The organism is Pseudomonas putida (assembly GCF_050989985.1).
Taxonomy (GTDB): domain Bacteria; phylum Pseudomonadota; class Gammaproteobacteria; order Pseudomonadales; family Pseudomonadaceae; genus Aquipseudomonas; species Aquipseudomonas putida_AI.
Genome location: NZ_CP158815.1, coordinates 1086374 through 1107201 on the forward strand (window position 1 = coordinate 1086374; position 20828 = coordinate 1107201).

At 60.5% G+C, this 20828-nt stretch carries 18 protein-coding genes; 10 read left to right on the plus strand and 8 right to left on the minus strand.

What is annotated here, in order from left to right; all coding sequences use genetic code 11:
* Nucleotides 1-73: 73 nt before the first annotated feature.
* Together ABTV29_RS05180 and yejK are read right to left on the minus strand one after the other, a co-directional pair.
* Nucleotides 74-424 carry a glutaredoxin family protein gene (locus ABTV29_RS05180; protein ID WP_433769123.1) on the minus strand — a complete coding sequence of 117 codons (351 nt, stop codon included), beginning with the start codon at nt 422-424 and terminating at the stop codon, nt 74-76.
* The gene (gene yejK / locus ABTV29_RS05185) at nt 424-1428 is read right to left on the minus strand and encodes a nucleoid-associated protein YejK (protein WP_433769124.1); all 1005 of its coding nucleotides are present in this window, start codon (nt 1426-1428) and stop codon (nt 424-426) included. Before yejK ends, ABTV29_RS05180 begins: the two co-directional genes overlap by 1 nt.
* 498 nt (nt 1429-1926) lie before the next feature.
* Here yejK and ABTV29_RS05190 point away from each other — a divergent pair, with 498 nt between their 5' ends.
* Nucleotides 1927-2208, plus strand: coding sequence for an HU family DNA-binding protein (locus ABTV29_RS05190; protein WP_110964745.1), 282 nt, complete (start codon nt 1927-1929; stop codon nt 2206-2208).
* A 194-nt stretch (nt 2209-2402) separates the two neighbouring features.
* On the opposite strand, the gene rlmF is transcribed toward ABTV29_RS05190, so the two are convergent.
* From rlmF to ABTV29_RS05215, 5 genes are all read right to left on the minus strand, one after another.
* Entirely contained in the window at nt 2403-3431 is a 1029-nt protein-coding gene (gene rlmF / locus ABTV29_RS05195; protein ID WP_433769125.1) for a 23S rRNA (adenine(1618)-N(6))-methyltransferase RlmF, read from the minus strand.
* A gap of 137 nt (nt 3432-3568) precedes the next feature.
* Nucleotides 3569-6415 carry a valine--tRNA ligase gene (locus tag ABTV29_RS05200; protein WP_433769126.1) on the minus strand — a complete coding sequence of 949 codons (2847 nt, stop codon included), beginning with the start codon at nt 6413-6415 and terminating at the stop codon, nt 3569-3571.
* 213 nt (nt 6416-6628) lie between these two features.
* The gene (locus ABTV29_RS05205) at nt 6629-7945 is read right to left on the minus strand and encodes an MFS transporter (protein ID WP_433769127.1); all 1317 of its coding nucleotides are present in this window, start codon (nt 7943-7945) and stop codon (nt 6629-6631) included.
* Nucleotides 7946-8141: 196 nt separating this feature from the next.
* Nucleotides 8142-9386, minus strand: coding sequence for an HlyC/CorC family transporter (locus ABTV29_RS05210; RefSeq protein WP_433769128.1), 1245 nt, complete (start codon nt 9384-9386; stop codon nt 8142-8144).
* Nucleotides 9387-9398: 12 nt separating this feature from the next.
* Nucleotides 9399-10211 carry a cytochrome C assembly family protein gene (locus tag ABTV29_RS05215; RefSeq protein ID WP_433769129.1) on the minus strand — a complete coding sequence of 271 codons (813 nt, stop codon included), beginning with the start codon at nt 10209-10211 and terminating at the stop codon, nt 9399-9401.
* Nucleotides 10212-10420: 209 nt separating this feature from the next.
* Here ABTV29_RS05215 and ffh point away from each other — a divergent pair, with 209 nt between their 5' ends.
* The 5 genes from ffh (at nt 10421) to rplS (ending at nt 13992) form a co-directional block, all read left to right on the plus strand.
* Entirely contained in the window at nt 10421-11797 is a 1377-nt protein-coding gene (gene ffh / locus ABTV29_RS05220; protein WP_433769130.1) for a signal recognition particle protein, read from the plus strand.
* A 250-nt stretch (nt 11798-12047) separates the two neighbouring features.
* Nucleotides 12048-12299, plus strand: coding sequence for a 30S ribosomal protein S16 (gene rpsP / locus ABTV29_RS05225; protein ID WP_007944872.1), 252 nt, complete (start codon nt 12048-12050; stop codon nt 12297-12299).
* A 5-nt stretch (nt 12300-12304) separates the two neighbouring features.
* On the plus strand, nt 12305-12841 hold the full coding sequence (gene rimM / locus ABTV29_RS05230; RefSeq protein WP_433769131.1) for a ribosome maturation factor RimM: 537 nt from the start codon (nt 12305-12307) through the stop codon (nt 12839-12841).
* Between the two features lie 44 nt (nt 12842-12885).
* Nucleotides 12886-13596 (plus strand): tRNA (guanosine(37)-N1)-methyltransferase TrmD, encoded by a 711-nt coding sequence (trmD, locus tag ABTV29_RS05235; RefSeq protein ID WP_433771748.1) that lies wholly within the window; start codon nt 12886-12888, stop codon nt 13594-13596.
* A 45-nt stretch (nt 13597-13641) separates the two neighbouring features.
* A complete protein-coding gene (gene rplS, locus ABTV29_RS05240; protein ID WP_003175895.1) occupies nt 13642-13992 on the plus strand; it encodes a 50S ribosomal protein L19 in 351 nt (116 codons plus the stop codon).
* Nucleotides 13993-14089: 97 nt separating this feature from the next.
* Here the strand turns inward: rplS and ABTV29_RS05245 are convergent, their stop codons facing one another.
* A complete protein-coding gene (locus tag ABTV29_RS05245; protein WP_433769132.1) occupies nt 14090-15898 on the minus strand; it encodes a cation:proton antiporter in 1809 nt (602 codons plus the stop codon).
* Nucleotides 15899-16006: 108 nt separating this feature from the next.
* On the opposite strand from ABTV29_RS05245, the gene xerD reads away from it, so the two are divergent.
* The 4 genes from xerD (at nt 16007) to thrC (ending at nt 20802) form a co-directional block, all read left to right on the plus strand.
* Entirely contained in the window at nt 16007-16903 is an 897-nt protein-coding gene (xerD, locus tag ABTV29_RS05250) for a site-specific tyrosine recombinase XerD (RefSeq protein ID WP_433769133.1), read from the plus strand.
* A 254-nt stretch (nt 16904-17157) separates the two neighbouring features.
* Nucleotides 17158-17889 carry a bifunctional protein-disulfide isomerase/oxidoreductase DsbC gene (gene dsbC, locus ABTV29_RS05255; RefSeq protein WP_433769134.1) on the plus strand — a complete coding sequence of 244 codons (732 nt, stop codon included), beginning with the start codon at nt 17158-17160 and terminating at the stop codon, nt 17887-17889.
* A 132-nt stretch (nt 17890-18021) separates the two neighbouring features.
* Nucleotides 18022-19326 carry a homoserine dehydrogenase gene (locus ABTV29_RS05260; RefSeq protein ID WP_433769135.1) on the plus strand — a complete coding sequence of 435 codons (1305 nt, stop codon included), beginning with the start codon at nt 18022-18024 and terminating at the stop codon, nt 19324-19326.
* Nucleotides 19327-19392: 66 nt separating this feature from the next.
* Entirely contained in the window at nt 19393-20802 is a 1410-nt protein-coding gene (gene thrC, locus ABTV29_RS05265; RefSeq protein ID WP_433769136.1) for a threonine synthase, read from the plus strand.
* Nucleotides 20803-20828: the final 26 nt, after the last annotated feature.

Below are 20828 nucleotides of genomic sequence, written 5' to 3' on the forward strand. Positions count from 1 at the left end.
CCTCTTTTGGGGGCGCTTCGCAACCCAGCGGGAGCAAGCTCCCTCGCCACAAGTGGAATGTGAACCGGATGGTTTACTTCAGCGCAGCCAGAATCGCATCCGGGTCATACCCGCGAATCAGCGTCCCGTTCACATCGAAGAATGGAATCCCGCCACCACCCAGCGCCTGGTAGGCCTTGCGCGCCTCGGCATCTTTCTCGATGTCGAATTCCTTGTACGGAATGCCTTTCTGATCAAGAAAGCGCCGGGTCTGTTTGCAGTAGCCGCACCATTCGGTGGTGTAGAGCACGACCTTGGCCGTGGCCTGGGTCTGCTCGGACACCACTTGCGAGGGATTGAGCACCCGCTCGATCTTGCCCCAGTTCTGATAAACCACGACCACCAGCAAGACCAGCAGGCATTTCTTCAGCACATTGCCCAGCATCAGTTGCGACGCTTGAGCTGGTCGGTAAGCGAGGTCGGCAACCCTTTGATGATCAAGGTGCCGGCTTCTTCGTCGTACTCGATCTTCGAGCCCAGCAGGTGCGCTTCGAAACTGATCGACAAGCCTTCGGCGCGGCCGGTGAAGCGGCGGAACTGGTTCAGGGTACGTTTATCGGCCGGGATCTCCGGCGACAGGCCGTAGTCCTTGTTGCGGATGTGATCGTAGAAGGCTTTCGGGCGTTCTTCGTCGATCAGTTCCGACAGCTCCTCCAGGCCCATGGGCTCGCCGAGCTTGGCCTGGCTGCTGGCGTAATCCACCAGGGTCTTGGTTTTCTCCCGGGCGGAGTCTTCCGGCAGGTCTTCGCTTTCGACGAAGTCACTGAAAGCCTTGAGCAGGGTGCGGGTTTCGCCGGGACCATCGACGCCTTCCTGGCAGCCGATGAAGTCGCGGAAATATTCCGAGACCTTCTTGCCGTTCTTGCCTTTGATGAACGAAATGTACTGCTTGGATTGCTTGTTGTTCTGCCACTCGGAGACGTTGATGCGCGCCGCCAGGTGCAACTGGCCCAGGTCCAGGTGACGGGACGGGGTCACGTCCAGTTCGTCGGTCACCGCCACGCCTTCACTGTGGTGCAGCAGGGCGATGGCCAGGTAGTCGGTCATGCCTTGCTGATAATGGGCGAACAGCACGTGGCCACCGACCGACAGGTTCGACTCTTCCATCAGCTTCTGCAGATGCTCCACCGCCACGCGGCTGAAGGCGGTGAAGTCCTGGCCACCCTCGAGGTATTCCTTCAGCCAGCCGCTGAATGGAAAGGCACCGGACTCCGGATGAAACAGGCCCCAGGCTTTACCCTGTTTGGCGTTGTAGCTTTCATTGAGGTCGGCAAGCATGTTCTCGATGGCGGCGGACTCGGCCAGTTCAGAGTCGCGAGCGTGGAGAACTGCGGGTGTGCCGTCGGGTTTTTTGTCGATCAGGTGGACGATGCAATGACGGATCGGCATGGGCTTCTCGGCTGGTTGGAGCGGCTGGTTGAAGAGAGCGGGGCGGGCTCCCCGAAAAAGCGCCCAGTGTACCGCAATGACACGCAGACGCCCCCTGTAGGAGCTGCCGAAGGCTGCGATCTTTTGACTTTGCCTTTTAAAAACAAGATCAAAAGATCGCAGCCTTCGGCAGCTCCTACATAGGGGAAGAAGGGCAATTGCGCGGCGACCGACGGCGCTTATGCTGTTTTTTCCCGATTTAGAGCAATAAAGCTGACCAAACGGGTAGCTGGAAGCGGATATTTCCCCGTCTCTGTGCTAGTTTTGCCCGGTCTTGCGCGAAGTCACTGCGTTAAGCGTGCAGTCAGCAAATGTCAGGTCGAACCAAACCCTGATTTCGGCATCTATAACCCGACTCGTCGCGGTTATGGCCGAGGGTGCCAGATCCAGAAGATCGGGCTCGATGGCTGACACTGCACTCTGCAATCCATATGAAATTTGATAGGGAAGGAACACTAAATGGCTCTTACTAAAGACCAACTGATCGCCGACATCGCTGAAGCCATCGACGCGCCAAAAACCACCGCGCGTAACGCTCTGGACCAACTGGGCCAAATCGTTGCCGATCAGCTGGAAAACGGCGGCGAAATCACCCTGCCAGGCATCGGCAAACTGAAAGTGACTGAGCGTCCTGCCCGTACCGGCCGTAACCCTTCGACCGGCGCTGCCATCGAAATCCCTGCCAAGAAAGTGATCAAGCTGGTTGTGGCCAAAGCCCTGACCGACTCTGTGAACAAGTAAGACGCAGCGAAAAAAACCGTGCACCGGAGCGATCCGGGCACGGTTTTTTTGTGCCTGCGATTCAGCGATTGACCCGCAAGCATTCCCCTAACCACTGTAGGAGCGAGCCTGCTCGCGATAGCGGTCTGACAGGCACATTGATGTGTCCGATCCAACGCCATCGCGAGCAGGCTCGCTCCTACAGGGGATCTGCATCATTTCTCGGATTTTTGCGCCCAACGTCCACGCCAAACCTGCTGCTGTGCCGGGGTCTGAAAGGTCCAGGCCACGAAGCGGCTTTGCTTCTGGCCCTGGGACATTTCCACTACACGGCTCTCCAACGCACCGGCCTTTTTCAGTGCCGTTTGCATCGCCGGCAGGTTCGAGGCTTTCGATACCAGGGTGCTGAACCACAACACCTGTTGCCCCACCTGCGCGCTCTCGCTGATCAATTGCGTAACGAAGCGGACCTCGCCGCCCTCGCACCACAATTCCGCCGCCTGACCGCCGAAATTCAGCACCGGCAGTTTGCGCTTCGGATCGGCCTTGCCCAGCGCTCGCCATTTGCGGCTGCTGCCGCGCGTGGCTTCCTCCAGGGAGGCGTGGAACGGCGGATTGCACATCGTCAGGTCGAACCGCTCCTCGCTCTCGAGCAAGCCCAGGAGAATCTGCTTGCGGTTGGATTGCTGGCGAATCTGGATGGCCTTGTTCAAGCCGTTGGCCGCAATGATGGTTTTGGCCGCGGCGATGGCGGTGGCATCGATGTCGGAGCCGAGGAAGTGCCAGCGATAATCGCTATGGCCGATCAGCGGGTACACGCAGTTGGCGCCGGTGCCCACGTCCAGCACCTTCACCGCGGCGCCACGGGGAATCACGTCGTCATTGCCGCTGGCCAGCAGGTCGGCGAGGAAGTGCACGTAATCGGCACGCCCCGGCACTGGTGGGCACAGGTAGTCGGCTGGAATATCCCAATGGGCAATGCCGTAGAACGCCTTGAGCAGCGCCCGATTGAACACCCGCACGGCTTCCGGGCTGGCGAAGTCGATGCTTTCCTTGCCGTACGGATTGATGATCACGAACTTTCCCAGCTCCGGCGTGCTTTTGATCAGCGCCGGGAAGTCGTAACGACCCTGGTGGCGATTGCGCGGATGCAGGCTGGCCTTCTCCCGTGGCTCCACGGCTTTGGCCGGGGTCGCGGTGTCAGGCTTTTTACGCGCGGGTTTGGGGGTACGAGGGGTGTTCATGGGCGTGATCGATTCAGGTATGGCAAAAAGTGGCGGGCATTGTCCCACATCTACAGGCAACTCCTACAGGGGATGTTGGAGTTTTTGAATAAAAAAGGGAGGCCACACGGGCCTCCCTTTTTCATTGCGATGTGCCGTTACAGGCTGGCAATCCGCGCATGCTGCTCCGCCAGTTTGCCCAGAGCCTGTTCGGCTTCGGCCAGTTTGGCGCGTTCCTTGTCGATGACTTCAGCTGGCGCCTTGTCGACGAAACCGGCGTTCGACAGCTTGCCGCCGACGCGTTGCACTTCGCCTTGCAGACGCTGGATTTCCTTGTCCAGACGCGCCAGTTCAGCACCCTTGTCGATCAGGCCGGCCATTGGCACCAACACTTCCATCTCGCCGACCAGTGCGGTCGCCGACAGCGGTGCTTCTTCGCCAGCGGCCAGCACGGTGATCGATTCGAGGCGTGCCAGTTTCTTCAGCAGGGCTTCGTTCTCGGTCAGGCGACGCTGATCCTCGGCGCTGACGTTCTTCAGGAACAGCGGCAGCGGTTTGCCCGGGCCGATGTTCATTTCGCCACGGATGTTGCGCGTGCCGAGCATCAGGCCCTTGAGCCACTCGATGTCGTCTTCGGCGGCCTGGTCGATGCGTGCTTCGTTGGCCACTGGCCAAGGCTGCAGCATGATCGTCTTGCCTTCGATACCGGCCAGCGGCGCGATGCGCTGCCAGATTTCTTCGGTGATGAACGGCATGAACGGGTGGGCCAGACGCAAGGCTACTTCCAGTACGCGTACCAGGGTGCGACGGGTGCCGCGCTGGCGCTCGACCGGCGCGTTTTCGTCCCACAGCACAGGCTTGGAGAGTTCCAGGTACCAGTCGCAATACTGGTTCCAGATGAACTCGTACAAGGCTTGTGCGGCCAGGTCGAAACGGAACTGATCCAGCTGACGGGTCACTTCGGCTTCAGTGCGTTGCAGCTGCGAAATGATCCAGCGGTCGGCCAGCGACAGCTCGTAGGCTTCGCCGTTCTGGCCGCAGTCTTCGCCCTTGTCCAGCACGTAGCGCGCGGCGTTCCAGATCTTGTTGCAGAAGTTGCGATAGCCTTCGACGCGGCCCATGTCGAACTTGATGTCGCGACCGGTGGACGCCAGCGAGCAGAAGGTGAAGCGCAGGGCATCGGTGCCGTAGCTGGCGATACCCTCGGCGAACTCGTCGCGGGTCGCTTTCTCGATCTTCTTCGCCAGTTTCGGCTGCATCAGGCCCGAGGTGCGCTTCTGCACCAGGGTTTCGAGCTCGATGCCGTCGATGATGTCCAGCGGGTCCAGGACGTTGCCCTTGGACTTGGACATCTTCTGGCCCTGGCCATCACGCACCAGACCGTGCACGTATACGGTCTTGAACGGAACCTGCGGGGTGCCGTCCTCGTTCTTGATCAGGTGCATGGTCAGCATGATCATCCGGGCGACCCAGAAGAAAATGATGTCAAAACCGGTGACCAGTACATCGGTGGAGTGGAATTTCTTCAGGAACTCGGTTTTTTCAGGCCAACCCAGGGTGGAGAAGGTCCACAGGCCCGAGCTGAACCAGGTGTCGAGAACGTCGTTGTCCTGTTGCAGCGTTACGTCCGCAGCGATGTTGTGCTTGGCACGCACTTCGGCTTCGTCGCGACCGACGTAGACCTTGCCCGACTCGTCGTACCAGGCCGGGATCCGGTGGCCCCACCACAGCTGACGGCTGATGCACCAGTCCTGGATGTCGCGCATCCAAGAGAAGTACATGTTTTCGTACTGCTTGGGCACGAACTGGATGCGGCCATCTTCAACGGCGGCAATCGCAGGCTCGGCCAATGGCTTGGTGGACACGTACCACTGGTCGGTCAGCCAAGGCTCGATGATGGTGCCGGAGCGGTCGCCTTTCGGCACTTTCAGGGCGTGATCGTTGACGCTGACCAGCAGGCCTGCGGCATCGAAGGCGGCGACGATTTGCTTGCGCGCTTCGAAACGCTCGAGACCCGCGTATTCAGCTGGGATCTTGCCGTCGATGCTCTCGTTCAGCGTGCCGTCCAGGTTGAATGCCTGGACCGCTGGCAGGACGTTGGCGTTCTTGTCGAAGATGTTCAGCAGCGGCAGGTTGTGGCGCTTGCCGACTTCGTAGTCGTTGAAATCATGGGCCGGGGTGATTTTCACGCAGCCGGTGCCGAATTCTGGGTCGCAGTAATCGTCGGCGATGATCGGGATGCGGCGGCCGACCAGCGGCAGCTCGACAAACTTGCCGATCAGGGCTTTGTAGCGTTCGTCGTTCGGGTTAACCGCGACGGCGGAGTCGCCGAGCATGGTTTCCGGACGCGTGGTCGCGACGATCAGGTAATCGTTGCCTTCAGCGGTCTTGGCGCCGTCGGCCAGCGGGTACTTCAGGTTCCACAGGAAACCTTTCTCGTCGTGGTTTTCCACTTCGAGGTCGGAAATCGCCGTGTGCAGCTTGGTGTCCCAGTTGACCAGGCGCTTGCCGCGGTAGATCAGGCCGTCTTCGTGCAGGCGCACGAAGGCTTCTTTAACGGCTTCGGAAAGACCGTCATCCATGGTGAAGCGCTCGCGGCTCCAGTCCACGGACGAGCCGAGGCGGCGGATCTGACGGCTGATGTTGCCGCCGGACTGATCCTTCCACTCCCAGACTTTCTCGAGGAATTTGTCGCGGCCCAGATCATGGCGATTCTGGCCCTGGGCTTCGAGTTGACGTTCCACCAGCATTTGCGTGGCGATACCGGCGTGGTCGGTGCCCGGCTGCCACAGGGTGTTGCGACCCTGCATGCGGCGGAAACGGATCAGGGCGTCCATGATCGCGTTGTTGAAGCCATGACCCATGTGCAGGCTGCCGGTGACGTTCGGCGGCGGGATCATGATGGTGTAGGACTCGCCCGCGCCTTGCGGGGCGAAGTAATTTTCAGACTCCCAGGTGTTGTACCAGGAAGTTTCAATGGCGTGCGGCTGGTAGGTCTTATCCATGCGCGGCGGGACCCTATTGGCATTTATTCAGGAAAAGCCGATGAGTATAGCGGGGATAAAGTGATAGGCGTAGAGCGAGGCGCCAACGGATTGGGGAAAATTCGCGACCGGCTGGGGATGTATTTTGATAATCAGGACGCCATCGCGAGCAGGCTCGCTCCCACAGAGGCAGGTGATTACTGTGGGAGCGAGCCTGCTCGCGATGGCAATTACTCAGGCAACGCGATTCAGGTCGTTATGCCGGGTTTCCTTGAGGCACAGCACGGCAATCAAACTCAGCACCGCCGCCCCGGACACATACCCGCCGACATAACTCAAACCGCCCATCGCCACCAGCTTCTGGGCGAAGAACGGTGCCGCCGAAGCGCCGACGATCCCGCCCAGGTTGTAGGCCGCCGAAGCGCCGGTATAACGCACGTGGGTCGGGAACAGCTCCGGCAGCAGCGCACCCATCGGCGCGAAAGTGACGCCCATTAGAAACAGTTCGATGCTCAGGAACAGCGCCACGCCCCAGGTCGAGCCGTGGGTCAGCAACGGTTCCATCAGGAAGCCGGAGAGAATCGCCAGCACGCCACCGACGATCAGCACCGGTTTGCGCCCGAGCCGGTCGCTGGCCCAGGCCGACAGGGGCGTCGCCGCCGCCATGAACAACACGGCGAAGCACAGCAGGCCGAGGAAGGTTTCGCGGCTGTAGCCGAGCGTCGCCACGCCATAGCTGAGGGAGAAAACGGTCGAGATGTAGAACAGCGCGTAACACACCACCATCGTGCCGGCGCCCAGCAAGACCGGCAGCCAGTACTGGCTGAACAGCTCGATCAGCGGGATCTTCACCCGTTCCTCACGGGCCACTGCATTGGCGAACACCGGTGTTTCGTGAAGTTTGAGGCGCACGTACAGGCCGACCATCACCAGTGCGGCGCTGAGGAGGAAGGGAATCCGCCAGCCCCAGGAGCGGAACTGTTCGTCGTCCAGGATCATCGCCAGGGTCAGGAACAGACCGTTGGCCGCGAGAAAGCCGATAGAAGGGCCGAGCTGCGGGAACATGCCGAACCAGGCGCGCTTGTCTTTGGGCGCGTTCTCGGTGGCCAGCAATGCCGCGCCACCCCATTCGCCGCCCAGTCCCAGGCCCTGGCCGAAGCGCAGCACGCACAGCAGGATGGGCGCCCAGGCGCCGATGCTGTCGTACCCCGGCAACACGCCAATCAAAGTGGTGCACACGCCCATCAACAGCAGGGAGGCCACCAGGGTCGATTTTCGGCCGATGCGATCACCGAAGTGACCGAACAGCGCCGAACCAAGGGGCCGGGCGAGGAAGGCGATGCCGAAGGTCAGGAAGGCCGACAGCATCTGTGCCGTGCCGGAGGTCTGCGGAAAGAACACCGGGCCGATCACCAGCGCCGCGGCGGTGGCATAGACGTAGAAATCGTAGAACTCGATGGCGGTGCCGATGAAGCTCGCCGTGGCAACGCGGCCGGCGGAGTTCGTCGGTTGCGCAGGTGTGGAATCGCTGTAAGTCGTGCTGGTCGTCATGCGGTAATCCCTGACAGTCATGTGCCCCAGTGGAGCGAATTATTATGGTCGAACACCCAGGGATGTGGGTTTGCAGCGGAGTGCGGGTAGCACGGTGCAGAGGGGGCTTGGGTAAGCGGATCGATTATAGGAAGGGAGCTAACGAATCAACAAGGACAAAAAAAATCACCACCGACGGCGGCGATCCCTTGATCTGTTATCGGGCCGCAACGATGGCGGGCGCCGAATTGGTCTGCCAGATCAATACTCGCGTCACGCGATTGTCCTCGGTTTGCAGTATTTCCAGGCGATAGCGGCCTATTTTCAGGCAGACCGCGCTCTCGGGAATGGTTTCCAGGGCTTCGGTTACCAGGCCGTTCAAGGTTTTCGGGCCATCACTGGGCAGGTGCCAGCCCAGGCTCTTGTTCAGTTCGCGGATGGTGGCGGCGCCATCGACCACCAGGCGTCCGTCGGCCTGAGGATGAATGTGCGGGTTATCCAGGCTCTGCTGGCTTTCGAATTCGCCGACGATTTCTTCGAGAATGTCTTCCAGGGTCACGATTCCCAGCACTTCGCCGTACTCGTCGACCACCATGCCCAGGCGGCGCTGCTGCTTGTGGAAATTCAGCAGTTGCAGTTGCAGCGGGGTGCTTTCCGGTACGAAGTAGGGCTCGCGACTGGCGGCCAGCAGGGCTTCCACCGTCAGGCTGCCATCGGCCAGCAAATGCCCGATTTGCCGGGTGTTGAGCACTGCTTCGACCTGGTTGATGTCACTGTGGAACACCGGCAGGCGTGTGCGGTTGTTATCGCGCAATTGTTCGATGATTTCGTCGATCGGGTCGTCGAGGTTGATTCCGTCGACTTCACTGCGCGGAACCAGGATGTCATTGACCGTAATGTTGTCCAGCGCGTGAATGCCGGGCAGCGAATGCGGGCGGCAGACGGCAGGTTCCTGATCGTCGTGCCTTTCCTTCGGTGGTTCGTCTTCGCTTTGCTGCACCACTTTGGCTTTACGCACGAAAGGGCGCAGCAGCAACTGGCTGATGGCGTTGAGCAGCCAGGCGGCCGGATAGAGGATTTTCAGCGGTATCGCCAGCAATTGGTTGCCCAGGGCCAGGATCGCATCCGGATGGCGAGCGGCGAGGGTGCGCGGCAGATAGTCGGTAAAGACAAGCAGCACTGCGCCCGCACCGAGGCACGCCGCCCAGGGACCGTTTTCCGCCCAGGTGAAAATCGCCAGCAGGGTGCAGATGACCACCACCAGCGTGCGGCACAGGGTATTGCAGAGGATCAGGCTGTTGAGCGGGAAAGTCAGCCTAGCCAGCGGCTTGTCACTTGAACGCGACGCGGTGCGCTTGGCCAGCAGCTGCTGGTGGGCGGACTCGATGGCGGAGAACAGGCCCGACCATAAAATCAGCAGAGCCACTACCGCGAGCATTGGCCCTAAGGGCAAGTCGTCCATTAATGCCGCCCGTCAGATGTGCAGGATGTATTCGCGGACCAGCTTGCTGCCGAAATAGGCCAGCATCAGCAGGCAGAAACCGGCGAGGGTCCAGCGAATGGCCTTGTGTCCGCGCCAGCCGAGACGGTTGCGGCCCCAGAGCAGGACGCTGAAGACGACCCAGGCCAGGCAGGCCAGCAGGGTCTTGTGCACCAGATGCTGGGCGAACAGGTTCTCCACGAAGAGCCAGCCCGAAATCAGCGACATCGACAACAGCGACCAGCCGGCCCAGAGAAAGCCGAACAACAGGCTTTCCATGGTTTGCAGCGGCGGGAAGTTCTTGATCAGCCCGGACGGGTGCTTGTGCTTGAGTTGATGGTCCTGGACCAGCAGCAGCAAGGCCTGGAACACCGCGATGGTGAACATGCCGTAGGCGAGAATCGATAGCAGGATATGGGCAAGGATGCCCGGCTCCTCGTCGATGACCTGCACCGTGCCGGCGGGGGCGAATTGCGCCAGCAACACGGTCGCGGCCCCCAACGGGAACAGCAATACCAGCAGGTTTTCCACCGGGATCCGCGAGCAGGCGATCAGGGTCAGGGCAATGACCGCGGCGGCAATCAGGCTGGCGGCAGTGAAGAAGTCCAGGCCCAGGCCGATCGGCGTAACCAGGTGGGCGATGAGGCTGGCGCTGTGGGCCAGCACGGCGAGCACGCCGAGTGTGACCAGCAGACGTTTGTTCGCCTTGGCGCAACTGGCCAGGCGCGTGCCTTGATAGAGAGTCGCAGCGGCATATAAGCAGGCGGCGGCGAGGGTGGTGAGCAAACTGGGTGACAAGGGGAGCATAAGTCCTGTTAGGCAAGCCCGAAAGTCGCTGAGTTTGGCATAGAACCCCCACGGCACGAAAGACCAGTCAAACTGACGGCGGGTGTGCGCCAGACGCAGTCTTCGCTATAATCCGCGACCTGCCCACGCCGCAGGCTCGCCGAGAACATGTTTCGTCCGGTCCGGGCCGCCATTATCCCGGTCTACTCAGGGCCTGAAAGGATCGCGCAATGTTTGAAAACTTAACCGACCGCCTCTCGCAGACGCTGCGCCATGTCACCGGCAAGGCCAAGCTGACCGAGGACAACATCAAAGACACCCTGCGCGAAGTGCGTATGGCGCTGCTTGAGGCCGACGTCGCCTTGCCGGTGGTCAAGGACTTCGTCAACTCGGTCAAGGAACGCGCCGTCGGCACCGAAGTGTCGCGCAGCCTGACGCCGGGCCAGGCCTTCGTGAAAATCGTCCAGGCCGAACTCGAAAGCCTGATGGGCGCGGCCAACGAAGACTTGAACCTGAGCGCCGTTCCGCCTGCCGTGATCCTGATGGCCGGTTTGCAGGGTGCCGGTAAAACCACGACCGCCGGCAAGCTCGCGCGCTTCCTCAAGGAGCGCAAGAAGAAATCGGTGATGGTCGTGTCTGCGGACGTTTACCGTCCGGCAGCGATCAAGCAGCTGGAAACCCTGGCGGGCGACATCGGTGTGACGTTCTTCCCGTCCGACCTGAGCCAGAAGCCGGTCGACATCGCCCAGGCTGCTATTAAGGAAGCAAAACTCAAATTCATCGACGTGGTCATCGTCGATACCGCCGGTCGCCTGCACATCGATGAAGAGATGATGGGCGAGATCAAGGCCCTGCATGCCGCGATCAACCCGGTCGAAACCCTGTTCGTGGTCGACGCCATGACCGGCCAGGACGCCGCCAACACGGCCAAGGCCTTCGGTGATGCGCTGCCTCTGACCGGTGTGATCCTGACCAAGGTCGACGGTGATGCCCGTGGCGGTGCCGCGCTGTCGGTCCGCGCCATCACCGGCAAGCCGATCAAGTTCATCGGTATGGGCGAGAAGAGCGAAGCGCTCGACCCGTTCCACCCTGAGCGTATCGCTTCGCGCATCCTCGGCATGGGTGACGTGCTCAGCCTGATCGAACAGGCCGAAGCGACCCTCGACAAGGAAAAGGCCGACAAGCTGGCCAAGAAGCTGAAGAAGGGCAAGGGCTTCGACCTCGAAGACTTCCGCGATCAGCTGCAACAGATGAAGAACATGGGCGGCCTTGGCGGCCTCATGGACAAACTGCCGAACATGGGCGGTGTGAACCTGGCGCAGATGGGCAATGCCCAGAGTGCGGCAGAGAAGCAGTTCAAGCAGATGGAAGCCATCATCAACTCCATGACCCCGGCCGAGCGCCGCGACCCTGAGCTGATCAGCGGTTCGCGCAAGCGCCGTATCGCCATGGGTTCCGGCACCCAGGTGCAGGACATCGGTCGCTTGATCAAGCAGCACAAGCAGATGCAGAAGATGATGAAGAAATTCTCCGCCAAAGGCGGCATGGCCAAGATGATGCGTGGCATGGGCGGTATGTTGCCCGGCGGCGGCATGCCAAAAATGTAAAGAATCCGCGCCGGTCATCGTGCCGGCGCAGACCCGCAGGGAGGCGGGATCTCCAGCAAACCCGCGCTTGGCGGGAGCTGACCGGCCGTTTTAAGCGACGGCTCTATAGCAAATCTGCATGGCGACCGATAGGCCGCCGGAAAAAGTCATTTGCAAAAGTCCGGATATTCCTTAGAATATGCGGCCTTTCGGGCACCCATGCCCGCTGTGCCTTTAGATTTGCAGCACCGACTACAGGAACGATGTTCACATGCTAACAATCCGTCTTGCCCTTGGCGGCTCCAAAAAGCGCCCGTTTTACCACCTGACCGTAACCGACAGCCGTAACCCGCGCGACGGTTCGCACAAGGAACAGGTTGGCTTCTTCAACCCTGTTGCTCGTGGTCAGGAAGTCCGTCTGTCCGTGAACCAAGAGCGCGTAGCCTACTGGCTGAGCGTTGGTGCACAGCCTTCTGAGCGCGTTGCTCAGTTGTTGAAGGACGCTGCTAAGGCTGCGGCCTGAGCAATATGAACGCGACGCCAGCTGTTGCTGATGATTTGATCGTTATCGGCAAGATTTATTCTGTCCATGGCGTTCGCGGCGAAGTGAAGGTGTATTCCTTTACTGATCCGATTAAAAACCTGCTGGATTACAAAACCTGGACGCTCAAGCGTGACGGCAATGTAAAGCAGGTAGAGCTGGTCAGCGGACGCGGGAATGACAAATTCCTGGTCGCGAAGCTCAAGGGTCTCGATGATCGTGAAGAAGCTCGTCTTCTGGCCGGTTATGAGATCTGCGTGCCGCGCAACATGTTCCCTGAACTGACCGACGGCGAGTACTACTGGTACCAGCTGGAAGGTCTCAAGGTCATCGACACCCTCGGACAACTGTTCGGGAAGATCGATCACCTGCTGGAGACCGGCTCGAACGATGTAATGGTGGTCAAGCCTTGCGCTGGCAGCCTGGATGATCGCGAACGCCTGTTGCCCTATACCGAGCAATGCGTGTTGGCCGTCGACCTGGTCGCGGGCGAGATGAAGGTGGACTGGGACGCGGATTTCTAAGCGTGGCTAATTTGCGCGTAGAAGTGATCAGTCTGTTTCCCGAGATGTTCTCCGCCATCAGCGAGTACGGCATCACCAGTCGGGCGGTGAAACAGGGGCTGTTGCAGCTGACCTGTTGGAACCCGCGAGACTACACGACGGATCGACATCACACTGTGGATGATCGCCCATTTGGCGGTGGTCCGGGCATGGTGATGAAGATCAAGCCCCTGGAAGACGCATTGGTTCAGGCCAAGGCAGCCGCCGGGGAGGGAGCGAAGGTGATTTACCTGTCCCCCCAAGGCCGTCAACTGAATCAGTCGGCGGTACGCGAACTGGCGAATCTGGATGCATTGATCCTGATTGCCGGTCGTTATGAAGGCATTGACGAGCGCTTTATAGATGCTCATGTCGATGAAGAGTGGTCGATTGGCGACTATGTACTGTCTGGCGGCGAGCTGCCGGCGATGGTCCTGATCGATGCGGTTACACGACTGCTGCCCGGAGCTTTAGGGCATGCGGACTCCGCCGAGGAAGATTCCTTTACGGATGGTTTGCTGGATTGCCCGCACTACACCCGACCGGAGGTGTATGCGGATCAGCGTGTTCCCGACGTATTGCTAAGTGGCAATCACGCGCACATCCGGCGTTGGCGTTTAAAGCAGTCCCTTGGTCGGACCTTTGAACGACGCGTCGATCTTCTGGAAAGCCGCTCGCTTTCTGGAGAAGAGAAGAAGCTGCTCGAGGAATACATCCGCGAGCGGGACGATAGTTAACAACGTATCGATGGTAGATCCGACGATTTACCTTAGGAGCACAGCATGACTAACAAAATCATCCTTGCACTCGAAGCAGAGCAGATGACCAAAGAGATCCCTACCTTTGCCCCGGGCGACACCATTGTCGTTCAGGTGAAAGTGAAGGAAGGCGACCGTTCCCGTCTGCAAGCGTTCGAAGGCGTTGTAATCGCCAAGCGTAACCGCGGCGTGAACAGTGCATTCACCGTGCGTAAGATCTCCAACGGTGTTGGCGTAGAGCGTACTTTCCAGACCTACTCCCCGCAAATCGACAGCATGGCTGTCAAGCGTCGCGGTGACGTACGTAAAGCCAAGCTGTACTACCTGCGCGACCTGTCGGGTAAAGCAGCTCGCATCAAGGAAAAACTGGCTTAAGTCCAGCTTCCGATGCAGAAAAAAGCAGCCTACGGGCTGCTTTTTTGTTGCCTGTTATTTTTGCTTGTGGGAGCGAGCCTGCTCGCGATGCGGTTTTTCAAGCCCCGCTGACCTCCGGCTGAATCAACGCCAGCAGCGTCCAGCCCGCCGACGGCTTCTGCGCGCTATCCGGTGTGACCACATGCACCCAGCCAGCTGCATCGCGCATGAACAGCAGCGTCGCGCGATCACCGTGCAATGCCCGGTAATCCTCCCAGCCGAAGCCTTCCTTCAAAGTCGTGGTGTACAACTCGGCACCCTGGCTCAGTTGACTGGCGAGCTTGCCGTAGGTCATCGCCTCGCTGCCCAGTTGATTGGCGCGATGCTCCAGGCTGGTCCGGTGCTTGTCGGAACGGCGACTCTCCTGGCCGCTGGTCAGGCCGAACATCCGCTGATGGCCGAAGTCGTGGCGAAACCGCATCAACGCCAGGGTATTCATTTCGCCTGACGGTGACAGCGCCAGCAAATGGCCAAGCCCCACCAGATCCAGATGCGCGTCCGCATGTTGTGAGGCTGGATTGCCGAAATAGGTTGGCAATCCTTCCATTCGTGCCGCCCGGATATTTTCCCAGCTGGAGTCGGTCAGCAAAACGCGTGTATCCAACTGTTGCAGTGCTTTGCCGAGGGTTCGTGCAGGGCCATTGGCGCCGATGATCAGAAAGCCGCTGGGCGCCGGCTCCGCAACCTTCAGCAGGCGCGCCAGCGGGCGAGCCGTCGCACTTTGCAGTACTACGGTGCCGATGATCACTGCAAAGGTCAGTGGCACCAGCAACAGCGCGCCGTCGTGCCCGATCTCGTCCAGGCGGATGGCGAATACGGCGGACACCGCTGCAGCGACAATGCCGCGTGGGGCGATCCATGACAGCAGTGCCCGCTCGCGCCAGTTCAGGCTTGAACCCGCCGTGCAGAGCAACACGTTCAAGGGCCTGGCAATGAACTGAATGACCAGCAGCAGAATCAATACCAGTGGCCCGAGGTCAATCAGGGCGTTCAGGTCCAGTCGCGCCGCCAGCAATATGAACAGCCCGGAAATCAGCAGGACGCTGAGGTTCTCCTTGAAGTGCAGGATATGCCGCACATCCACACCCTTCATGTTGGCCAGCCACATGCCCATCAGGGTCACCGCCAGCAGGCCCGACTCGTTCATGACTTCGCTGGCGGCAATGAAGATACCCAGAACCGCCGCCAGGGCAGCCAGGTTGTGCAGATACTCCGGTAGCCAATGCCGACGGATGATGGTGCCCAGTACCCAGCCGCCAGCAATGCCGAACAGACTCCCGCACAGAATGACCCCGGCAAAGGTGAGCAGGCTTTGCGACAGGCCACTGTCCTCGGCACTGGCGATGATGAAGCTGTAGACCACCACCGCCAGCAGGGCACCGATGGGGTCGATGACAATCCCTTCCCAGCGCAGGATGCTGGCAATCGAGGCGTTTGGGCGCACGACCCGCAGCATGGGCACAATGACGGTCGGGCCAGTGACCAGGGTCAGGCTGCCGAACAAGGCCGCCAGCATCCAGTCGAACCCCAGGAGCCAGTGCGTGGCCAGGGCGATGACCACCCAGGTCGCGAGGGCGCCGAGAGTCACCAGGCGACGGACTACGCTGCCGACTTCACGCCATTCCGACAGATGCAGCGTCAGGCTGCCTTCGAACAGGATCAACGCCACCGCGAGGGACACCAGGGGCATTAACAAGGGCCCGAACATTTCCTCGGGGTCGAGCAAGTGCAAGACAGGCCCGACCAGAATGCCGGTCAACAGCAGGAACAGAATGGCCGGCAACTTCAGGCGCCAGGCCAGCCATTGGCAGCCCAACGCTGCCGCACCAATACCGCCCAAGGCCAACAAAATCTGCTGTTCGCTCATTTCGGTTCCCTGTTCCTTGAAGTAGCGGGCTATGAAAGACTAGCGGCCGTTTTCAACGTCCATGCTGATTTTTGTGCGCAGCTGTCAATCTGCGCGACTTGAGTACCCATGCCTGCCATCGATCATCCATTGATAGACCAATTCCTCGACGCCCTGTGGCTGGAGAAAGGTCTTTCCGATAACACTCGCGATGCCTATCGCAGCGACCTCGCACTGTTCAACGGCTGGTTGCAGGACAAGGGCCTGGAACTGGCCAGTGCCGGCCGGGAATTGATCCTCGATCACCTGGCCTGGCGCGTGGAGCAAAACTACAAGCCTCGTTCCACCGCGCGATTTCTCTCCGGCGTGCGCGGTTTCTATCGCTACCTGTTGCGGGAAAAGCTGATCGCCGTCGATCCGACCCTTCGCGTCGATATGCCGCAACTCGGCAGGCCGTTGCCCAAATCTTTGTCGGAAGCAGACGTGGAAGCGCTGCTCAAGGCGCCGGATTTGAGCGAAGCGATCGGTCAGCGCGATCGGGCCATGCTCGAAGTGTTGTACGCCTGCGGCCTGCGGGTGACAGAACTGGTCAGCCTGACGCTGGAACAGGTCAATCTGCGCCAGGGCGTCCTGCGGGTAATGGGCAAGGGCAGCAAGGAGCGGCTGGTGCCGATGGGCGAGGAAGCGATTGTCTGGGTCGAGCGCTACCTGCGCGATGGGCGGGGCGAGCTGCTCGGCGGGCGTCCCAGCGATGTGCTGTTCCCCAGCCAGCGCGGCGAGCAGATGACCCGGCAGACGTTCTGGCACCGGATCAAGCATCAGGCCAAGGTCGCGGGGATCGGCAAGTCGCTGTCACCGCACACCTTGCGCCATGCCTTCGCCACGCACCTGCTCAACCACGGCGCCGACCTGCGGGTGGTGCAGATGCTGCTTGGTCATAGCGATCTGTCGACCACGCAGATCTACACCCACGTCGCCCGGGCGCGGTTGCAGGATCTGCATGCCAAGCATCACCCTCGAGGTTGAGCCACAAAACCCTGTGGGAGCGAGCCTGCTCGCGATGAGGTCGGCATATCCTGCATTAATGGCGCCTGACACTCCGCCATCGCGAGCAGGCTCGCTCCCACAGAAAAGCATTCACAAGTGCCTTGCATCACCGGCATTCGGCCCCGCGAGCCCTTATGTGATAGGCTTTGCCGGTTTGCACGATGGGCGGTTATCACCCGGTGTTTTGGTACCGGCGTTCTGATCGTCTCATTTGTCCGCCTTCAGGAGTTCTCATGCGTCTGACCCAGATTTTCGCCGCGGCCGCCATTGCGCTGGTCAGCACCTTTGCCGTCGCCGATGACGCGGCCGACAAGGCCATCCGTAAAAGCCTGGAAAACCTCCAGCTCGAAGTGCCGGTAGAGACCATCACCGCCAGTCCGTTGCCAGGCCTGTACGAAGTCAAGCTCAAGGGCAGTCGTGTGCTCTACGCCAGCGCCGACGGCCAGTACGTAGTGCAGGGCTACATGTTCCAGCTCAAGGACGGCAAGCCGGTCAACCTGACCGAGAAAACCGAACGCCTGGGCATCTCCAAGCTGATCAACGAGATTCCGGTCGCTGAAACCGTGGTGTACCCGGCCGTCGGCGAAACCAAGTCGCACATCACCGTGTTCACCGACACCACCTGCCCGTACTGCCACAAACTGCACGCCGAAGTGCCGGAGCTGAACAAGCGTGGCATCGAAGTACGTTATGTGGCGTTCCCGCGCCAGGGCCTGGGTTCGCCGGGTGACGAGCAGCTGCAAGCGGTCTGGTGCTCCAAGGACAAGAAAGCAGCCATGGACCAGATGGTCGACGGCAAGGAAATCAAGGCCGCCAAGTGTGATAACCCGGTTTCCAAACAATTCGCCCTCGGCCAGTCGATTGGCGTGAATGGTACGCCGGCCATCGTTTTGGCCGACGGTCAGGTCATTCCGGGCTACCAGCCTGCGCCACAAGTCGCCAAACTGGCGCTGGGCGCGAAGTAAATTCGCATCGTCACGGCCAGCCATGACGATCATGGTCCGGTAGCGGCATCGCCGGGCCATCAATAGAGAACCGCGATCCTGCGGTTGTTTTCACGGCCGGCCTCGAGTCGGCCGTTTTATGGGGAGTTCACAGTGAAACCGGTCAAAGTAGGCATCTGTGGGTTAGGGACCGTCGGTGGCGGTACCTTCAACGTACTTCAGCGCAACGCCGAGGAAATTGCTCGTCGTGCCGGGCGTGGGATCGAAGTGGCGCAAATTGCCATTCGCACGCCAAAGCCTCAGTTCCAAACGACCGGTATTGCGATTACCACCGATGTCTTCGAAGTGGCCACGAACCCTGAGATCGACATCGTCATAGAGCTGATGGGCGGCTATACCGTTGCCCGCGAGCTGGTACTCAAGGCCATCGAGAATGGCAAGCATGTGGTCACCGCGAACAAGGCGCTTATCGCTGTTCACGGTAATGAGATTTTCGCCAAGGCGCGCGAGAAGGGCGTGATCGTTGCGTTCGAAGCGGCCGTGGCCGGTGGCATTCCGGTGATCAAGGCGATCCGTGAAGGTCTGTCCGCCAACCGCATCAACTGGGTTGCCGGCATCATCAACGGCACCGGCAACTTCATCCTTACCGAAATGCGCGAGAAGGGTCGCACCTTCGAAGACGTGTTGGCCGAGGCCCAGGCACTGGGTTACGCCGAAGCCGACCCGACTTTCGACGTCGAAGGCATCGACGCAGCGCACAAGCTGACGATCCTGGCGTCCATCGCATTCGGCATCCCGCTGCAATTCGACAAGGCCTACACCGAAGGCATCACCAAGCTGACCACCGCTGACGTGAACTACGCCGAAGCATTGGGCTACCGCATCAAGCACCTGGGCGTGGCGCGCAGCACCGCGGCCGGTATCGAACTGCGCGTGCACCCGACGCTGATTCCGGCCGATCGCCTGATCGCCAACGTCAACGGCGTGATGAACGCGGTGATGGTCAACGGCGACGCCGCCGGTTCGACACTGTTCTACGGCGCCGGCGCCGGCATGGAACCGACCGCTTCGTCGGTGATCGCCGACCTGGTGGACGTGGTGCGTGCCATGACCTCCGATCCGGAAAACCGCGTACCGCACCTGGCCTTCCAGCCAGACTCGCTGTCGGCCCATCCGATCCTGCCGATCGAAGCCTGTGAAAGCGCCTACTACCTGCGCATCCAGGCCAAGGATCATCCGGGCGTGCTGGCGCAGGTGGCGAGCATCCTGTCGGAGCGTGGCATCAACATCGAGTCGATCATGCAGAAGGAAGTCGAGGAACACGACGGCCTGGTGCCAATGATCCTGCTGACCCACCGCGTGCTGGAGCAGCACATCAACGATGCGATCGCCGCCCTGGAAGCCCTGGCGGGCGTGGTTGGTCCGGTGGTACGGATCCGCGTCGAGCACCTGAACTAAGCCGTTATCGTTCACCGGGCCAGCGTGCTGGCCCGGCACTACGAACACTCTCCATTGGAGTCAGTCATGCGTTACATCAGTACCCGCGGCCAGGCACCGGCCCTGAATTTCGAAGACGTCCTGCTGGCTGGCCTTGCCACCGACGGCGGTCTGTACGTCCCGGAAAACCTGCCACGCTTCACCCAGGAAGAAATCGCCTCCTGGGCCGGCCTGCCTTATCACGAGCTGGCTTTCCGCGTCATGCGTCCGTTCGTTACCGGCAGCATTCCGGACGCCGATTTCAAAAAGATCCTTGAAGAAACCTACGGTGTGTTCGCCCACAGCGCCGTGGCGCCGCTGCGTCAACTGAACGGCAACGAATGGGTGCTGGAGCTGTTCCACGGCCCGACCCTGGCGTTCAAGGACTTCGCCCTGCAATTGCTCGGTCGTTTGCTCGACTACGTGCTGGAAAAGCGCGGCGAGCGCGTGGTGATCGTCGGTGCCACCTCGGGTGACACCGGTTCTGCCGCCATCGAAGGCTGCAAGCACTGCGAAAACGTCGACATCTTCATCCTGCACCCGCACAACCGTGTGTCTGAAGTGCAGCGTCGGCAGATGACCACCATTTTCGGTGAGAACATCCACAACATCGCCATCGAAGGCAACTTCGATGACTGCCAGGAAATGGTCAAGGCGAGCTTCGCCGACCAGGGCTTCCTCAAGGGCACTCGCCTGGTGGCGGTGAACTCGATCAACTGGGCGCGGATCATGGCCCAGATCGTTTACTACTTCCACGCAGCCCTGCAGCTGGGTGGCCCGTCGCGCTCGGTGGCGTTCTCGGTGCCGACCGGCAACTTCGGCGACATTTTCGCCGGTTACCTGGCACGCAACATGGGCCTGCCGATCAACCAGTTGATCGTCGCCACCAACCGCAACGACATCCTGCACCGCTTCATGAGCGGCAATCAGTACGTCAAGGAAACCCTGCACGCCACCCTGTCGCCGTCCATGGACATCATGGTGTCGTCGAACTTCGAGCGTCTGCTGTTCGACCTGCACGGTCGCAACGGCGCGGCGATTGCCGGGCTGATGGACAGCTTCAAGCAGGGCGGCGGCTTCAGCGTCGAGCAGGAGCGCTGGACCGAAGCACGCAAGCTGTTCGACTCGCTGGCCGTGGATGACGCACAAACCTGCGAAACCATCGCCGAAGTCTTCGAACAGACCGGTGAAGTGCTGGATCCGCACACCGCTATCGGCGTCAGGGCCGCGCGCGAGTGCCGTCGCAGCCTGGACATCCCGATGGTCATCCTCGGCACGGCCCATCCGGTCAAGTTCCCGGATGCCGTGGAAAAGGCCGGCGTAGGCAAGGCACTTGAACTGCCTGCCCATCTTTCCGATCTGTTTGAGCGGGACGAGCGTTGCACCGTGCTGCCGAACGACCTGAAAGCCGTGCAGGCTTTCGTCAGCCAGCATGGCAATCGCGGCAAGCCGTTGTAATTTTCAAGCAACACCTCCCTGTGGGA

What these genes read in the sequence shown, in the direction of transcription:
- ABTV29_RS05180 (WP_433769123.1), bottom strand. Translation starts at nt 424, where the DNA reads ATGCTGGGCAATGTGCTGAAGAAATGCCTGCTGGTCTTGCTGGTGGTC.
- yejK (WP_433769124.1), bottom strand. Translation starts at nt 1,428, where the DNA reads ATGCCGATCCGTCATTGCATCGTCCACCTGATCGACAAAAAACCCGAC.
- ABTV29_RS05190 (WP_110964745.1), top strand. Translation starts at nt 1,927, where the DNA reads ATGGCTCTTACTAAAGACCAACTGATCGCCGACATCGCTGAAGCCATC.
- rlmF (WP_433769125.1), bottom strand. Translation starts at nt 3,431, where the DNA reads ATGAACACCCCTCGTACCCCCAAACCCGCGCGTAAAAAGCCTGACACC.
- ABTV29_RS05200 (WP_433769126.1), bottom strand. Translation starts at nt 6,415, where the DNA reads ATGGATAAGACCTACCAGCCGCACGCCATTGAAACTTCCTGGTACAAC.
- ABTV29_RS05205 (WP_433769127.1), bottom strand. Translation starts at nt 7,945, where the DNA reads ATGACGACCAGCACGACTTACAGCGATTCCACACCTGCGCAACCGACG.
- ABTV29_RS05210 (WP_433769128.1), bottom strand. Translation starts at nt 9,386, where the DNA reads ATGGACGACTTGCCCTTAGGGCCAATGCTCGCGGTAGTGGCTCTGCTG.
- ABTV29_RS05215 (WP_433769129.1), bottom strand. Translation starts at nt 10,211, where the DNA reads ATGCTCCCCTTGTCACCCAGTTTGCTCACCACCCTCGCCGCCGCCTGC.
- ffh (WP_433769130.1), top strand. Translation starts at nt 10,421, where the DNA reads ATGTTTGAAAACTTAACCGACCGCCTCTCGCAGACGCTGCGCCATGTC.
- rpsP (WP_007944872.1), top strand. Translation starts at nt 12,048, where the DNA reads ATGCTAACAATCCGTCTTGCCCTTGGCGGCTCCAAAAAGCGCCCGTTT.
- rimM (WP_433769131.1), top strand. Translation starts at nt 12,305, where the DNA reads ATGAACGCGACGCCAGCTGTTGCTGATGATTTGATCGTTATCGGCAAG.
- trmD (WP_433771748.1), top strand. Translation starts at nt 12,886, where the DNA reads ATGTTCTCCGCCATCAGCGAGTACGGCATCACCAGTCGGGCGGTGAAA.
- rplS (WP_003175895.1), top strand. Translation starts at nt 13,642, where the DNA reads ATGACTAACAAAATCATCCTTGCACTCGAAGCAGAGCAGATGACCAAA.
- ABTV29_RS05245 (WP_433769132.1), bottom strand. Translation starts at nt 15,898, where the DNA reads ATGAGCGAACAGCAGATTTTGTTGGCCTTGGGCGGTATTGGTGCGGCA.
- xerD (WP_433769133.1), top strand. Translation starts at nt 16,007, where the DNA reads ATGCCTGCCATCGATCATCCATTGATAGACCAATTCCTCGACGCCCTG.
- dsbC (WP_433769134.1), top strand. Translation starts at nt 17,158, where the DNA reads ATGCGTCTGACCCAGATTTTCGCCGCGGCCGCCATTGCGCTGGTCAGC.
- thrC (WP_433769136.1), top strand. Translation starts at nt 19,393, where the DNA reads ATGCGTTACATCAGTACCCGCGGCCAGGCACCGGCCCTGAATTTCGAA.